We start from the raw sequence: 16167 nt of genomic DNA on the forward strand, positions 1-16167 counted from the left end.
TGACAAGCGCTATCGCCGACTCTCGACCTCTGAGAATCGCCTCCTTCGGCTCGGCGGTCGATTAAGTTGACGATGCCGTGCCAGGACACACCGTGATCAAACAGACGTCAAGCGCCAATTAAAGCGCCGCAGAGCTGCGCTTACGATCAGCGTCGAACCGATGAGTTTGAATCACCAATGTCATCTGGTGGCGCCTGCATCGGCGCGATCGATGACCCAGGCCACCATGTAGCCCTTGGCCTGCTCAGCCTCCACGTGCATCGGCGATCTGTTCTTCTTGCCCGGCGGAATCCTGAATATCCGAGTGCTCGAGCATGGCCTTGCCCATGTCATGGATAGGCACGAAGGCCTCAGACTCCGCGTTGCCCGAACCGACGATGGTCTACGTCTGACAATCGGACCTTCCGTGGCCGAACGCCTCGTGGAGGAGATCGATCTTGTCGGAATGACCGGCCTAGAATGCCGGCCTTACCGCAAGAACGACCAGGCGTTTGTCGAACAGAAGAACGGAGCCGTGGTCCGAGAGATGGTCGGTTACATTCACGCGCGTATGGTAGTTTTCAATGCGCCGTTTTCTTACAACCTTACGACCTTAGATTTGAAGATCGCTCTCGCGAGTTTTGGTCTGCATCTCTTTGAGCCGTGTCAACTCCGTTTCGCAAGGCTGGGCTGTCTCGGTCAGCTCAGCGCTTCCATGCTTGACAGCCCGTACGTCTTAAGGGCCCCTCCAGCTTTGCTCCGATAAAGCGACGCGAGCGCCAAAGCGGGACCCAATCGCCTCTTTCAATTGGCATTGCCGGAATGCCGGCTATCCTGTAAACGGGCCGCGCACCGTTGCCGGCCGTCTTTGAGCGGTCGCCCGCAGCGGGGCCTGTAGCTCAATGGTTAGAGCCGGCCGCTCATAACGGTCTGGTTGCAGGTTCGAGTCCTGCCGGGCCCACCAGTGAGTTCAAATTGTGCTGTGAGGCCACTTTTAGAACGACTCGATTTGGGCCTTTAGAGCGACTCGATTTCGTTTTAAGAACGACTCGATTTCACATCCTTCTGACGGTGTTGACGAATTTGGCTCCGTTTTTCTCGCCGATCCTTGAGCGCAGAAAAACCGAGGGGGGTCCTTCCGCGCCCGTGTCGGTCCGCGGACTACGGAAGAGTGACTCGATTAGCGGCGACCTACGGCTTTGATGTTGACCGGTCATTCTCTGGAGCAAACTGCGTCGTCAGTCGCTTGAGGTTCGACATCAACTGGTCACGGACCTCGTCCTGGCCCATGCTCCACAGTTCAGCGAGCATCGGTTCGGTTTTCGCCACGTCCCAAGGAAAGAGCGAGCGCCCCTCTGCCTGCGCGAAAGGCCCATCTGACTCGGTCAACATTCGTTCGCGCGGCATTAGTGCAGCCAACCCGCGACCTCGTTCGCCGTTGAGCATGGCCGGACCGACGCTGAACCAGCAACCTTGGTCAATCGCCCGCTGCAGTTCGCGGCGCGATCCCGAAAACCAATGGAGCACGGAGATGCCGGAATCGGGCCGCGAGGCCAGTGCATCGAGGACGGGGCCTGCTGCGCGGCGGCTATGTACCGTCATGATGCGACCGCCGGCCGATCCGCACATTCGCAGGATATTGTCGAACACCCGACACTGCGTGTCCCACGTTGCCTTCAGTTCAGGGCCGCCGTCGAGGCCGATCTCGCCGACGTATCTTGTTCGCGGCAACAAATCTTCAAACAGCGCGAGTTCGCTCCGGCGTTCGTGAGCAAGCTGCGGATGCAGACCGAGCGCGGTGCGAATACGGGAGGCTCCCTCGGCGAGTGCGGCTGTCCCGGTCCAAGCCGACGGCGTAGTCGTCACGGACAGAACGAACAGATTGCGCTCGACGCACTCCTTCGTCGTCGCTTGAGGATCCGGATAGAGGTCGAGATGCGCATGTAGATCGATCACTTAACACCGTATTTCGCATGCAGATGCCCGAGTTCGGCGAGCCCCCGACGTAGCATATCCCGCAGTGCCTCGCGATTCTCGATTCGCGGCCATGACAGTGCGCTCCCAAGCCACTCTTCGAACCCCCCATTTTGTGCGGCGGCCAGAGCCATGCCGACAGAACGAACGTCGTCGAAGCCCGCGTGCTGCTCGTCGTCGCGACCGATATCTTCAAAGACGTACTGGGTCAGATCCGGTTGCCCCCAGGCGAGGAAGGCGGATCTTCGAACTTGGCAAGGTACGCATCGGCCGCAGTGGCTATATTTGAATTTCTGAAATCGACCGCAACTCGTCGAACGCACGGCCAATGTGCGCAGCAACGGCTGATTGTTGCATTCCTTCAGCATCTCTCCCTTCGTCTTGTTGGCGTAGGGAGTGCAGAGCGCCGCCCGGATGCCAGCGGCGTCGAGAAGATCCTGAAACAACGCCAGGAACTGGGGATGCGCCGTTCGTGTGCTCAGGCTTCCGATCCGGCTTCCGGTCAGCGGTGGATTTATCGCGATGAACCCGTTTTCGCAGACATATAGGGGAATGGCCGCTCCCTCCTGATAGGGCGCCAGGGCCGTCGCGACGAGAACTCCGAAGGCGAGAAATATGATCGAACGGGCGCGCTGCGAGGTATCCTTCGGTTTTGGTACGACCGCATTGTCGTTGAGCTGTATGTGTCTCAGACCGCCTGCGATCGCATGCGCGAACTCTTCCTGCTTCTCAGAGTCACCGCGCACGATCTTACTGATGAGGAGGGGCAGCGTGCCGGCAGCAGCGAGGTCAATCGTTCCGATCAGACTGTCGAGGCCGCCCGATAACAGCGCGACGCAATCCTGCGGCGGCCGGACCACACGCGCCGGCTGGGGAGCTGCCGCTCCGCCCGCGATGAAGCGCAAGCTCCATCTGTCGGTCGTCAAGAACGCCAGCGCATCGGCGATCAACGGCGCAACTCCATTCCAGAAGCCCGGTTCGGTCACCGCGATCTCCAGATCGAATTCGCGAGTCCATCCATCCGGACTTTGGGTTCGCAGCCCGGCGGCATCCGCCACCATGACCGAGTTGGAGATGGAAAGGAGATCCCATGCGCGCCTATCGGGAGCAAACCGTTCTTTCCGGACGTCGCCGCGTAAAGCGGCGCCTACGCTCGCTCGACCAGGGACGCCTGCCTGGCCGTACAGCACTACCCTGAGCGTGCCCGCCTCATCGAAGCGGCCGACGTCCGCCGGAGCGCACAACAGCCTCATTCTTCGTATCCTTCGAATACCTCGAACGTATCCCGAAGCGCCGCTTGCACAACGCTCGCAACGCGTCCCGTCGTAAGGGTTCGCCCCTGGTCCCTCAACCGCCGGAAAGCCGCCGCTACGGATTCCGCGATGTACGCCCGCATCTGCTTCAACCGGGACATTGCGACCGTTGCGGTCGGGGCCCGTTCGAGAAGGTGCTTGCCAACGTCGAGTTCGAAGCGCCGGGCGACATCGATGGCGGTGAATTTTTCGATGACGAACTCACGTTCGACGTCCGACAGATTGAGCAGGTCGGCTTCCGGAAACTCCTTCAGCAATTCCGACATTGCGTCGTGCATGGCGGCACGCTCCGCTTCGGCATCCTGAGTTCCGTCGACCGGCCTGACCGCCTCGATGATTGCGGTCGCTATCTCTTCCGTCGACCGCCCGGCCAGTACGGCCGCGTCGATCGGCGCGTCGGCGGCGCCTGAGGCGGTCGAGTAAAGCGTGTAGCCGAGCGAACCAGCGGTTTGTGCAGTGGCACCAAACCTCTGGGTCGCTGGATTCGAACCGCCGTACCCGTTGCGGATATAGTGCCCAAGCCCGCGTCTCAGATCACGCGCGTCACCAGAGCGCGCAAAGTCTCCCAGACTGGCACGGGTGCCGCCGAATCGCTTCTCGGGAGCGATGGGCGACGGCTGCAGCAGCGGCGGCACTGCGGGCGGTGCAGCAGAAACCGGGGGCACTTGGTCCGGAGGCGCGCCGTCGGGCGGTACATCCGGCTGTTCGTTGGGAAGCTCCGGAGGAGGTGGCACCGGATCCTGGGGCGCGGCCGGCGTCCAAGGCGGCACCAACGGGACGCCCGGGCCCGGGCCCCCGCTAGACTGCGACGTTCCCATTCGCCCTCGTCTTGTTGATGGCGTTCTTCACGGGTTTAGAAACGTCGCCCGACGAACCCCACACCTCAAGAAGCGACGCCGCCCAAGGGCGGTCGCTGATCTTCGGCACGATGCTAGGCTGAATCTGCTGGTGAGGGCGCGCCTCGAGGAACGCCGCCAAACGCGGTCCCTGGACCGGATCGGCATCGGCGAGCGCAATGCAGGCCGTAAGTATTTGCGGCGCGCCCCACTCCTGTTCCTTGCGGGCGCGCTCGAGAAGTCGATCCATAATCACTGTGGTTTCGATCCGGGGCACCCGGACCAGGCGGTCCCTCAACCGAGCTGACATTTCCGGATGTTCGAGCATCGCCGCGAGAAGTTCGGCGCCGTCGGAGGACAGGCGATCTTCAGGAGTGATCAGCGGCGCATGCTCGCGGCTGACGTAAAGAGCCCCGCGGAGATCGACGTCATGCAACGGCGGCGAAAGCGCCAGCCATTCGCGCACGAAGTCGCCGGTCCACGGATCCTTCGTCTCCAGGTCGCGACCGGCGGCCGCTGCCTCCTCCCAGTCCTTCAGGAACGCGGGCTTTCCTTCCGCGTCCGTCGTCACATTCTTGACGAGCTCGGCATAGGCTTTGGCGTCGCCGATGCGCTCGAACAGAAGGAGCTTAGCGAGGACCGCCTCATCCACGCCCACACCCTGCGCCTTGGAGATGGTCATGCGGATCGATAGCGCGTTCAGGAAGCGCTTGATCAGGCGGGGATTGCCGACAATTCCGGACGCCGTTGTCATGAGCGAAGACAGCCGCTCGGCAGTGTCGAGTTGCCCGACCAGCGATCCCGGTAAGCCGATGTCAAGCGAGTTGACGAACGCGCGGTCCACCTTCTTGCCCTGCCAAGTGCTCTTCAGTTGACGGATCACGGCGGCGCGAATCTTCTCCTTGTCGGGCTCGGGCAGGTCGCTGTTGTCCACGAATAGCAGCATCATGTATGCGCGGACCTCCTGCGTGCCGAGTTGCGGCACGCGGATCGGAACCTGGATCAGCTTGTCGAAGTAGTTCGTTACCATCAAGTCATTTTCGAAGCCCGCGAAGTGCTTGCGGACTGCGTGCTTGATCATGTCGTTGTCCGCAGCGATGACGAAGGCGGTGTTCTTGAGGAATAGGAAGAGGCGGATGGCTTCGAGCGTCGAGATCGTTGTCTCGGGCAGGCAGCGGTCGAGATCGTCGATCAACACGACAAGCGTGATACCGAGTTCTTCAAGGGTTTGCTCGAGCGTGTCGCGCAGAGCCTGAATTTCCTTCGGAGGAGACGTTTCCTCCTTCGGTTTTAGAAGCTCGCCGCCTTCCTTGACGGCATCGCCGACGGCCTTCTTCGCCGCATCGGCATCGCTCTTCCCGAAGCCCTCGCTCCACATCTTTCTGCCGAGTTCGAAGAACTCGCCGGCGGCCCCGACCGGCGGAACGCCGAAATAGATCGAAGCCGCCGACGTCGTTGCGAGCTTCGCCACCCGCAGCCACTTCACCCGCTTAGCAAGAGCGGCAACCTTTTCGAGCGCTGTCTCGCGGCTTTCGGCCTCGTTCGCAAGCTTGTCCGCAATGACGTCCATTAGGGCGGCGCGCGCATCGTCGTACCCTTGGTAGAGCCACGCGTTGAATTCGACAAAGACGTATTTGTCGAGGCCCTTTTTCCCGCTCTTGTCCTCGCGGGCAGCTACTGCGGAGCGGGTCAACTTGATCATCGACGACTTGCCGATGCCCCAGGCACCGGACACGCCGATCGAGATCGGGCGGCCCTTCGCTTGGACAATGATCTCGGCCACAGTCTCCGCAACGCCAGAGAAGTTCAGGAAATCACGTTCGGTCTCGTTATCAGCCCACATGTAGCCCCACCCGCGCATCCCAGCGGTTGTAATTGTGCCGGTTCCAGATGCCTAAAATTTAACTTATCGTCCAGATATAGTGGTCTTTGGGGCCATTTCCAGCAAATGTTGCGTTTTTTCCCTGCAACCATATGTAGAGCTATTGAAACTCCCGCGCTGCGAGTGGTCTGTAGAAAACGTAGTGATTTCAATTAACTGGGATTTGCAAATGGCAGACGATCTGCTCAACGACACGAAGACCTACCCGGGCATGGCACACTGGTTCGATCCAGTGCTGTTGCTCCAGTTACTGAACAACGTCGTTGTGTCGTCCATATTTGGACAGTACGCGGACAGGCGATTGGTGATCGCCGCTCTCGATACCGTGCCACCCGAGGAGCACTCGAAGCGGGCGGAGGACTTCCGTTCACGCCTCAAGACGGACCAGCATGGCGGTGTATGGATCGACTGGGTCGCCGACCTCGGTGACGGCTTCGACAGCACCTACGCGGTAGCGAGCCTGCTCGCCAGTAAGGATCTGAAAATCGGCGAGACTCTCCTGCCGCGCGGCCAGGCGCTCATCATGGGCGGTGATGAAGTCTACCCCAAGGCGACACGGGAGGCTTATGCGAATCAGCTAAGGCAACCCTATGCGTGGGCGGCTCCCGATCCAGACAGGAAGAACGACGATGGCAGACCGCTGCTCGCAATACCCGGCAACCACGATTGGTACGACGGTCTCGTCCTCTTCCTCGCGCTTTTCTGCAAAGAGAAGCCGTGGCATGTCGGCGCGTGGCGCTCCTACCAGCGCCGCAGCTACTTCGCCGTCCGACTAACCGAGACATGGTGGCTTTGGGCGACTGACATCCAACTCGCCGACGACATGGACGGGCCACAGGCTGATTACTTCAAGCAAATCGCTACCGCCATGCCAGAGAATTCCAGGATCATCTTGTGCAGCGCCGAGCCCGGCTGGCTGTACACCGATAGCAATCGCAAATCCTGGGAGATCATGGAGTATGCCGCCGGCATCGCGATAAACGCCGGACGCGGACATACCATTCCGGTGCTGCTATCAGGCGATACCCATCACTACAGCCGCTACGTGGGCAAAGACGGCCGCCAGTACGTCACGTCCGGCGGGGGAGGTGCCTTCCTGCACCCGACACATCAACTCTCTCAGGATGTCTCGGTAAACTTCATCAACCATCGCGAGGATCTGAAGCTCGGTACGATGCCAGACCCCGAGCATCCGGAGAAGACGACCGCCGCTGCCTATCCATCATTCTCGACGAGCAGGTGGCTCACGTTGCGCAACGCGTTCTTCGCCTTCACGAACTGGGACTTCTCTTTGCTGATGGGCGGCATCTACTTCCTGTTCGCATTGCTGATCTCGTTGCGGGACCAGCCCGACATCTACGCGCTGATCGCAGCCATTTTCGGCGCGTCCTTGATCGGCTACACGTTCAAACAGGAGGTTTCCCGGAAATTCAAGATATGGGCCTCTGCCGCCGTGCATGCGGCCGCCCACGCTTTCGTTCTGATCTACGCGGCGCGCTACGCGATCGCATTCAACAACGCGCACTTCGCTTGGAGCGGTGAATGGTGGGAGATTTGGAAATGGTTCGGTCTTCTGGCCATGGAGATGGTGCCCGTCGGCTTCCTTGTCGGGAGCACACTGTTCGGGCTAAATATGCTCATCACGTGCCTGCTGCTCAGAATGAATCGCAACGACGCCTTCAGTTCACTCCGGATCGGCGCCTACAATAATTTCTTGCGCTTCCGGCTGACCGAGGATGGGTTCGACATGTACGTGGTAGGGCTCGAGAGCGTTCCTAAGCGGAGGGACTGGATCGCCAACAAGAAGCACGACAAGAACCGACCCGACCCGGAGATTCCGGTATTTGTCCCAACCCACGATCTCAAACCACATCTTGTCGAGAAGATTTCGATTAGCTTTGCACGAAAGCGGGCCGACGCGGCGGTGCTTTGAGCAAAGTACCGCCGACAAGGAGTTTCCCCAACACGGCTAACCTTCGCGACCGAACTCAGAAGTTGGTGCCGGATCCAACGCCTCTTGCTCCATGTGGCGCACATCTGACCCGAATGCCAACCACTCCGCCAAGGCGCGGATCTCGCTGTCTGACTTTGCGATGGAGGCCAAACTCGGATCCGCATCGGCCGGATGACCTGATTGCTTCGCCAACTCCTCACTCATCAGGTGCGGACGGGGGCCGCGTGGAAGGCTCTCCTCGAGGTACCGGAAAATTCGCACTCCGCCGGCATCCACGTCACCCCAGTGAAGGAACGGCACGTCGTCCGGCACGCTCGTCAGGACCTTCGACAGAAGCTCGACGACCCCCGCCGACGGAAACCCGCCGGTGTACACGACCAGGCTGCCGTCCTCGATCTCGCGGACCTGCCGATTGAAGCTTGCGTAGTTCTCGATCGTCAGCACCGCTTTCGGCCGCTCCAAAACCGACAGTTGCGAGATCATCTCCGGATGGATTGAGGCGAAGGGCCTCGCGCGGCCATCGACCAGGCGCTCGCCGGCCCCTTTCACGACAACAGGACCTCTCAGATTTACAGGGTGACTGAAGCGCTCCAGTCCGATGTGCGCCCAGACCACGTCGGCAGCCGCGCCTGGCTGCCCGATCCGGACGCCGAGAACGGCCGCAAGTCGCGAAGCGTGCCGATCGAAGGCCTTCGCCGCCGCCATCTGGTCATGAAAGCGGCCCATCTGCTGCGCGGTCGAAAGTCTGTCGTACTCCGGAGCCGCGGACGCCGGCCGGGTGCGATCCGGATTGCGTTCGCTCCGCTCTAGCAGGCGCTCGAGGAATTGGACCCCCGCATCCGTCGTACGAACGTCGGTCATTCCGCGGCCTGGTCCTGCGGGACGGCGCCGGCCTTCTCGGCAGCAATCAACTCGGCTTTGAAGACGTCAAAGCCCTTGCGATACGGATCCGCGTCAGCAATCGCCTGGCGAGCCATCTCCGTCGGGTATTCGGTGTCGATCATGACCTGGTTGCCCAAGCGGTTCACGTTGACGACCGTTTCGACGACCTCCATGAACACGTGCCGCTTCTCGTCCGGCGTGGCCAGCATGACCTGGAGACCCAAGTCCCGCATGAATTCAGAGCACTGGCCAATTGCCTTGGTATCCAAGCGATTGAAGGCCTCGTCGAAGATGGCGAGCGACAGTCCGCTCTCGCCGGTGCGCCGGTTCTGGTACGTCGCGGCCAATGAGGCGCCGATGGCGATATAGAACGGCAACTGGCCCTCGCCGCCGGATCCCGTGCCGGCGCGGCTCGTCAACGACGAGCGGATCTTACCATCGGCATCCTGGATGTAGAGCTCGAAGTTGAAATACTTGCGCGGATCCTCGATTTCCTCGGTCCGCGCGTCCGGCTTCGACAGGATCTCCTCGATCTGACGCACGGCGCGCATCATCGGAGAACTCGCATCCTCGCTACGATCCCCGAAAAGCGGCAGATTGAATTCAGGCTTTCTTGATTCCTCGACGAGCTCGATCATGTCGACGTGGGTCGGGGCCTCGAGCGCCTTGAACGAGTAGTAGTCGCGCCCGTGGAACTGGCGGTCCTTCAGGTGGCGGTTGAGCTCGTTCAGGGTGGACTTGATGCCGGTGAAGGCATCGTCGAGCCGATGGAGAAGGTCGTCCCGGAATGCCGAGGTCATCTCCGTCTCAGCGTTCCGACACTGCTCCGCGTACTGGACCAATTCATGCCCATCCAATCGGTCCTTTTCGGCGACCGCCCACTGCTCGACGGCCGACGGCGTCGCCTCCTCGGCGGTGAACGGCGGCACGAGATAGAAGTCCTGCCCGTGCTTGTTCACGGCGCCCGTCATTTCCCTCATCAGGGTGGAGCGCCGGTTGGTAGAACGGTTTTCACGGTCCGCCGTCAGCCCAGCGATGCGGTCCGACAAGGACTGAGCCGCCATTTCGGCCACCTTCGACCGGTAGTCGCTCATCTCCCTCGATTGCGGGAATCCGTCCAGCAGCTGGCGCGCGCGGGCGCGACGTGCCACCGCCAGGACTTCACGATTGTTCTTCATGTAGTCTTCATACGCGCCCTCGGCCCTGTCTTTCGCGCTGTGTGCCCGGGTCGACGCATCCTGTGTCTCGGTCTTGAGCCGGTTTGCCGTCTTGACCTCCGCGGCTAGGCGCTCCAGATCGGCAACGAGCTTGGGATCGCGATTCCGCTTGGCGTCTTCGATATTTTTGCCGATTTCCGCCAGCTTGCGATCGAAAGCAGCCAATTCCTCGCCGCATCCAAAGCAGGTCAGGCCAGAGTCGCGGATGGCCTGGAATTGCGCGAACATGGCTTCGAACAGCCGTGCCTCATCCTCCGCGCGCCGGACATCTCCCGCCGATCCAGCAAGTTGCTGGAGCAATTGCTGCCGTTCGGCCTGAAGCTGTTGGCGCATCTGCTCCTTCCGACCGTCGACTTGCGCGATTTCGAGCAATCTCTCGTCGAGATTCCCGACGAAGAAGCCTTCGACTTCGTGGTTGGTCTCGTTCACCCTGACCCTAGCCGTAAGCAGGCTGCGCGCAAGCTTCTCCCCGCGGAGTACCATGACCTCTCGAATTCCGCGCTGTTCGACGCCATCGTCGCAATGGCGTTCTGCCTTGCAGATCGCGACGCGCGGTTCAGGGTCAGCGTGAAGTACCTCGCAGGGCTAACACCGGACATGCTCAGCACGACAGGCAGGGCGATCATAGGCGGACAAGCCGGCTTCGATACACTGTGCGAACGGTTGAGACATGTAAACGGCACCCGAGCCGGCCATCACGGCCGCATCAAAGAGCTGGGACATTTGGCTGGGCTTTCGACGTCGGAGTCGCCCCTCGATCCTCAGATCAGGTCGATCTTGCTAGAGAAGATCGAAACGAACATCGCAAATGCCGTCGAGGCGGAGTCTCTTGAAACTCGCTGCCCGTGTGGTCGAGACCACGAGCCGCATTCGCCTTGCGTTCGCCGCGGCATGTCCCGAAGCCGACCTGATCCGCGGCTTGCCCGGCGCGCTGCTGCCGCTCAGTCCTTGACCGGCGGGGCGTCCGCCCCCCGTTCGCCCAACTTATCCCTCAAGCGCGTTGCAAAGTACGGGTCGTCAGGCGGTGAAAAGCCGAAGGCAATCCTGTGCGCCTCGTCAGAGCAGATGTGCGGCCACATCAATCGGACTAGAAAAACGCACTCTCACGAATAGGACGGGCTAAACTGTCACATGTTGTGTCACTCAGCACTCGATTCACGCCCCTTGCTTGACTCGGTTATGAGGGGCCTTCAGTCTGGTTATCGGTAGCGCCGAAAGGCGTATCAAGGGAATACGGTGCGTCCTCACGGACAAGGCCGAAGCTGCCCCCGCAACTGTAAGCGGCGAGCCGACGACAGTTGGGCCATTGGGTTCGTTCGTTCGAACCTGGGAAGGTGGTCGGAGGCGTCAACCCGCGAGCCAGGAAACCTTGCTGCCGGTCGTGGTCATGGACTGACGCAGGGGCGGGGTGCTCCAAGACGTTGCAAAGCCGATCGAGATCTGCCGCATTCGGGGCGAACGGCTGCCGCTCACGGCGAATGTGCGTGACGGCTTTTTGTTTCGCCCGTGGTCATCACCGTTTTCATTTCAAACGTAGTAGCCGTGCCGGCGCGAGTTTCGGCGTCAACTTCAATCCTGCTCAAACAGCGCTGGCTGTCCGGGTCAGCATTGACGCTAGGAATCGTGCTGGCCTCGATCGCCGCAGCGGGATCGGCGTCCGCACAGCCTCCGCAACTGCTCAATCCGTGATTGTCTCCTCGGCCAATCCGTGGGGCAACACCGTCACCGCGGCAGCAGCAGCGGCGCGAGCGCGTACGCCTCTGGTACGTGGCCGCGACCCGGGCGCGCGACCTGCTGATCCTGCCTAGGCACTCCGCCGACCTGTCGGACAAGTGCTGGGCAAAGCTCGTCGATTTGGGCCTGGCTGGTCTCCCGGCGATCAACCCGAACGACGTCGGCACCGCGAAGGAAAGGAACGTCACGCCGCTAGAGAACGGGCAGACCCGCGAGACCTTCGCCGCCGAGGCGACCGCTATCTTCGATGTGCGCAAGACCGTGATCTGGCGTCGCCCGAGCCGGAGCGAACTTGATCAGGTGGACGAGCCAGAAGCGAAGATCGAAAGCGGGGAAATTCCGGAAACCGGCGCTGCGGAGCCTGCTGCCGTTCTCAGAAGTTCGACGCGTGGCACCATCCTTCACAAGCTAATCGAGGAGGTGCTGACCGGAGAAGCCTGCGACGCCAGGGCGGACTTGAAACGCGGGCTGCGGAACTGATCCGGCAGATGGGGCACGAACCGGCGGAGGATCCGAAGATGGGCATCAGCGCCGTCGAACTGACCGCCACGGTGCTGCGGACGCTCGCTCTTCCGGACGTCGTGACGCCGCGACCGCGTCTCGCCCCCGAGCTCCCGTTGTTCGGAAGCCAGACTCACGAAGGCGGCAAGGTCCTGCTCTCCGGACAGGTTGACGCGATCGCGTTCGACGAGGCCGGCGCCATCGACGCGGTCGTCGATTGGAAGAGCGACGTGGCTCCGGATGCGCCGAGCATCGGCCACTACAGACAGCAGATCGCCGACTATCGGAAGCAGACGAACCTAAGCGGGACAGGTCGTCGATGTGACTTGAGCCCCCGCGGCTGCTGCTCAGGATCCAAGCGCCGTCTCTGCCGGCCTGGTCTACCTTGCCGAGCTGCGGTTGCTCACGCTTGGCTGAGATCGAATCTGAAAGTTCTCCGCAGTTTCACGGATTTCGAAATTGATCGGTCCAGGTCGCCCGTCCGGAGTTCGGGCCCACAGGTATGCGGAGCCTTCATCCAGCACGATCGACTCGACCGAGAAGCCTGCACGCTTAACCAATCCGGCGAGATCGTCCGGCGGGATGAGGCCGTAGAAGGAATGGCCCCTAAGCGAGTCCATGAGGAAGCCGTTGCCGTATGGTTGACAATTCGGGAGATTCTGCATCCTTGTAAAATCAGAATTGCGATAGAGCGTCACAAACAAGCAAGTGCCGTTTGGCTTTAGCTTAGCTCTCATCAGTTGAACGATGCCAAGTCTCACGCTTGCCGATGGGATCACAGAAAGAACGTTTATGCAGAAGCCGCGGTCGTATCTCCGGTCATGGGAGGCAAACTGACCCACGGTGAGGGCGTGGACGTGATTTGATTTGCCGACGTAATCGCGGATGGTGGTCGAACGACCGCGGATCATTTGACCCCTTGAAAGCTGCACTTCCGAATCCACCAACGCAAGTTCGCCGGTGGTTTTGGCTATTGCCCGTTCGTAACGCAGTTTGCCGCAGCCAAAGTCGAAGCTGGAATGAATTGGCTCGAGACGCGAGATCAGCTTCTTAAGATAGGCCCAACTCTGTGTTTCCGGCTTGGCTGCGTTTTCGCTCCGGACGATGATATCCTTCCCGATCTTGTACCACATCAGATGGCCGCCTCTGTGAATGCTTGGCGGTTGCCTGCACTTGCCTCGGCATTCCCGGCTATCTGTTGGATCTGGGGATCCGCCCTTCGTTCCAGCAATCCATACCGAAGATGCATAAATAGAAGCGCGGCCATCGAGGCGGTCCAAAAAATGATCAGAAACCAAGCTGCCCTGGCGAAGGCGGATAAGACCGCGAAGCCTGTGAGTATGAAGAGCCACTCCAAGGCAACCCAATATGTGCCAAGCCTCCAATGCGCTTTCGATGTCGTGCTTGTCGACGAGCGGATGTTCGCTTCGGCTGGACGCGTATTTGTAGAACGTCGCTCTCACGAGGGGATGGCGGTCGCGTTTGAGATTTGCCACCTGACGGGCCGACATCTGCGCACCCGACATGACAGCCAGAGGGAGAAGGATGTTAGCGCGGTCGAACCTCGCCCTGATATTAAATATGTCCGAAATCCGATCATGGAATCGGGTGACCCTGCTGAAGATGAGCACCAGCAAAGCAAGCGCGAAGCCGCCCACGTTCACCTCAGGAGCTTTAATAGCCGTGGCGAATTCCTTGACGCCGGGCAGATGCTCAACTCGCAAGAAAAGACCGTTAATCCAAGGATCGTACCTCACCAGGAACGAGCAGGCTAAGGTCAGCCAGAAATCCGCCAAAGCGTTCTTCTAGAGCATCTCAGAATAGTTCTTCGGCCCGAAGAAGGGCATCAGAACGCGAAGGATCGAATCCATGCCGCCCCCGAGGTTGTTAAGACCGGTCCATAAACGGCTTGATTGAGTCAGAAAAGTAGCCGACGGTCAACGGATAAGGTGATGGCCGAAGGGAGGAAACACCCTCCCTCGGACGCTTCCCGAGTCGAGTAGCGATCCCATATTCAAGGCAAAAAGCGCGCATCTGATTTATGAGGCACGTCCGTTGCGAAATCATCCTATCGCGAACACGATGCAGCGCTTGCAGGTCAATGTGTTCGGGCGACCGTATTTCGACGAAGCGCATTGTTGGTCGCGTCACTGCTTCCGCGATCGCTGCGGCATCGATGATGTCACTTTTGTTGGACTTTACATAAGGCTTGACGAATTGAGCCGGAATAATGCGGACGGTATGCCCCATCGCGGCGATCTTGCGTGCCAACCATTGCGAGCTGGCCTTCCAATTGTAGATCGTCGCTTCGGAGACCCCGTGCTTGCGAGCTAGGTCGGCCGTCTTCGCCCCGGCCTCATGCGCCTTCGACACTGCGATAATCTGCTCTTCCGTGAACCTTGCTCGCTTCATCTGTCCGTCCTTCTTCGGGGCGGACTCTGAATCCTTCTGGAGGAAATGCTCAGTGGCAGGTCACGCCAACGAAAAGAAGCGTTGGTTGCGCAGCCGCGCCAAAATCCATCGCTGCGCGACTTGCACCGCAACTTCGACCTTTGCCTTATCTTTTGGGCGCCGCGGCCGGGCTGCGAGATGGCCGTGCCGTAATGGCTTGCCATCTCGGCATAGGTTCGGTTGAGGCCGGGATCGTGGCGGTCGGGATGTGAGCGGCAAGCCAAGGCCGTCAGTCAGCGTGGCTCATTGGCATAGCGCAGCTCACCTTACCGCCCGCGCGGACTTCACTTCGAAGTCACGGACCAGTTGTTGAAATTGAAGTTCTTTCCCCCCGGGGACGAGGTAATCTCGACGCCGTATTGGACGCTACCGACGTTTATGTCGCCAAAGTACCCCTTCGACTTGATCCACTGCAGGATACTCTTGATGTCCACTGTCCCGCTGTTGGTCTTCGAAGTGCGCAGCAATGAGATGACCTTGTGACCATCGGAGCCTTCGCCTTCAAACACGTTCCAAGTCGCCCCGCCTACATTGACATTGCTGTAGACCGGAATCGCCGCACCGGAAGGGGCATAATGATATGAAATGGGCTTAACGTTGCCGCTCCCGTCCGAGTTTCCGGTGTAGTTTGTCCAGAGCATTATCTCATGTCGGTCTGAGCTGTCCCAGATATCGTAGGCGACATCCCAGGCGCCGCCAGTGGGAACTTCCTGATTGAAGCTCGAGCTCAGAGTGTTGATTGAGCTGAGCGGTTTCCCGATATTGAAAGCCACGTGCGGATAGCTCTTGATGCCAGGAGTATTGGGCTGGTTCGACCACACGCTCCACCGGTTGGCTGCACTCACCGAAATCGTCTGAGGCCCAGGGTGCGGGCCCCATACGTCGTTGTTCCAAGAGTAGCCATCGCGTGAAAAGCTTCCGTATGGAGCGCTCGAACGCCAAATCGGCGTCTGTGCCGACACAGGCCCGGCAGATGATAATGACCGGGCTTCATTCGCGGCCTGCCTAAATAGATCATGATCCTCCTGTGTCCGGACGTAACCCGTTGGAGACCCTTGCGCGCCGGCACCGCTTATCCGATTGGAATCCATAAAGCTCTCCTTTCTGATAACAAAATCTCCTGCAGATCCACTAGCGGGCCCCCTAGTTCAGCATGGGCGGCATCGGCATCTAGAGACCGGGCTTGAATGCTAGGAAGGTTGGCTTTCGAGAAGCTGACGAGCTCGGGAAGAAGGGTGGACCCGCGCCCGGATTTGCCGTCTTTCGGATGACAGCAGCCTGGCTGAGACAGTGGCAACGATTGTCCGTCGTCAGACAATTTGAGACTGATCAGGCTTTTCGAGAAGGGAGGCTCTGGCTCATCAGGGGGCATCGTCAACTTAATCGACCGCCGAGCCGAAGGAGGCGATTCTCAGAGGTCGAGAGTCGGCGATAGCGCTTGTCA

General features: G+C 60.1%; 11 protein-coding genes, 1 tRNA gene, 2 pseudogenes and 1 riboswitch. Of the genes and pseudogenes, 4 read left to right on the forward strand and 10 right to left on the reverse strand.

Translation table 11 applies throughout. From position 1 onward, the window contains the following. Nucleotides 1-867 precede the first annotated feature (867 nt). Nucleotides 868-943, forward strand: a tRNA-Ile gene (locus IF809_RS35775). Between the two features lie 227 nt (nt 944-1170). On the opposite strand, the gene qatD is transcribed toward IF809_RS35775, so the two are convergent. The 4 genes from qatD to IF809_RS35795 all read right to left on the reverse strand — a co-directional run bounded on the left by qatD (nt 1171) and on the right by IF809_RS35795 (nt 5945). After that, a complete protein-coding gene (gene qatD, locus IF809_RS35780) occupies nt 1171-1935 on the reverse strand; it encodes a Qat anti-phage system TatD family nuclease QatD (RefSeq protein ID WP_014498022.1) in 765 nt (254 codons plus the stop codon). Continuing rightward, nucleotides 1932-3206, reverse strand: coding sequence for a Qat anti-phage system QueC-like protein QatC (qatC, locus tag IF809_RS35785; protein ID WP_014498023.1), 1275 nt, complete (start codon nt 3204-3206; stop codon nt 1932-1934). The genes qatD and qatC overlap by 4 nt, the downstream gene beginning before the upstream one ends. Next, nucleotides 3203-3901, reverse strand: a complete 699-nt coding sequence (gene qatB / locus IF809_RS35790) for a Qat anti-phage system associated protein QatB (RefSeq protein ID WP_224517554.1) — start codon at nt 3899-3901, stop codon at nt 3203-3205. Before qatB ends, qatC begins: the two co-directional genes overlap by 4 nt. Before the next feature lie 163 nt (nt 3902-4064). Further along, nucleotides 4065-5945, reverse strand: a complete 1881-nt coding sequence (locus IF809_RS35795; protein ID WP_028160578.1) for a KAP family P-loop NTPase fold protein — start codon at nt 5943-5945, stop codon at nt 4065-4067. A gap of 208 nt (nt 5946-6153) precedes the next feature. Between IF809_RS35795 and IF809_RS35800 the strand changes: the two genes are divergently transcribed. Then, nucleotides 6154-7917: a hypothetical protein gene (locus IF809_RS35800; RefSeq protein WP_028160579.1), complete on the forward strand. Its 1764-nt coding sequence runs from the start codon at nt 6154-6156 to the stop codon at nt 7915-7917. Nucleotides 7918-7953: 36 nt separating this feature from the next. Here IF809_RS35800 and IF809_RS35805 read toward each other — a convergent pair whose 3' ends face one another. Beyond that, nucleotides 7954-8799 carry a Wadjet anti-phage system protein JetD domain-containing protein gene (locus tag IF809_RS35805; protein WP_038937275.1) on the reverse strand — a complete coding sequence of 282 codons (846 nt, stop codon included), beginning with the start codon at nt 8797-8799 and terminating at the stop codon, nt 7954-7956. After that, a complete protein-coding gene (locus IF809_RS35810; RefSeq protein ID WP_232208741.1) occupies nt 8796-10466 on the reverse strand; it encodes an SbcC/MukB-like Walker B domain-containing protein in 1671 nt (556 codons plus the stop codon). The genes IF809_RS35805 and IF809_RS35810 overlap by 4 nt, the downstream gene beginning before the upstream one ends. A gap of 400 nt (nt 10467-10866) precedes the next feature. Here IF809_RS35810 and IF809_RS35815 point away from each other — a divergent pair, with 400 nt between their 5' ends. Both IF809_RS35815 and IF809_RS35820 read left to right on the forward strand, forming a co-directional pair. Then, nucleotides 10867-10989, forward strand: a complete 123-nt coding sequence (locus tag IF809_RS35815) for a transposase (protein WP_038937273.1) — start codon at nt 10867-10869, stop codon at nt 10987-10989. A 237-nt stretch (nt 10990-11226) separates the two neighbouring features. Next, a riboswitch (cobalamin riboswitch) is annotated at nt 11227-11428 on the forward strand. Between the two features lie 376 nt (nt 11429-11804). Then, nucleotides 11805-12251 (forward strand): hypothetical protein, encoded by a 447-nt coding sequence (locus IF809_RS35820; RefSeq protein ID WP_014498031.1) that lies wholly within the window; start codon nt 11805-11807, stop codon nt 12249-12251. Nucleotides 12252-12652: 401 nt separating this feature from the next. Here the strand turns inward: IF809_RS35820 and IF809_RS35825 are convergent, their stop codons facing one another. The 4 genes and pseudogenes from IF809_RS35825 to IF809_RS35840 form a co-directional block, all read right to left on the reverse strand. Next, nucleotides 12653-14068: a class I SAM-dependent methyltransferase gene (locus IF809_RS35825; protein WP_244433119.1), complete on the reverse strand. Its 1416-nt coding sequence runs from the start codon at nt 14066-14068 to the stop codon at nt 12653-12655. 193 nt (nt 14069-14261) lie between these two features. Next, a pseudogene (locus tag IF809_RS35830) lies at nt 14262-14684 on the reverse strand (transposase); the annotation flags it as partial. A gap of 63 nt (nt 14685-14747) precedes the next feature. Continuing rightward, a pseudogene (locus IF809_RS35835) lies at nt 14748-14926 on the reverse strand (IS21 family transposase); the annotation flags it as partial. A gap of 81 nt (nt 14927-15007) precedes the next feature. Then, entirely contained in the window at nt 15008-15814 is an 807-nt protein-coding gene (locus IF809_RS35840) for a glycoside hydrolase family 12 protein (protein ID WP_011084471.1), read from the reverse strand. Between the last annotated feature and the right edge of the window lie 353 nt (nt 15815-16167).

Source organism: Bradyrhizobium sp. UFLA06-24 (assembly GCF_054967145.1).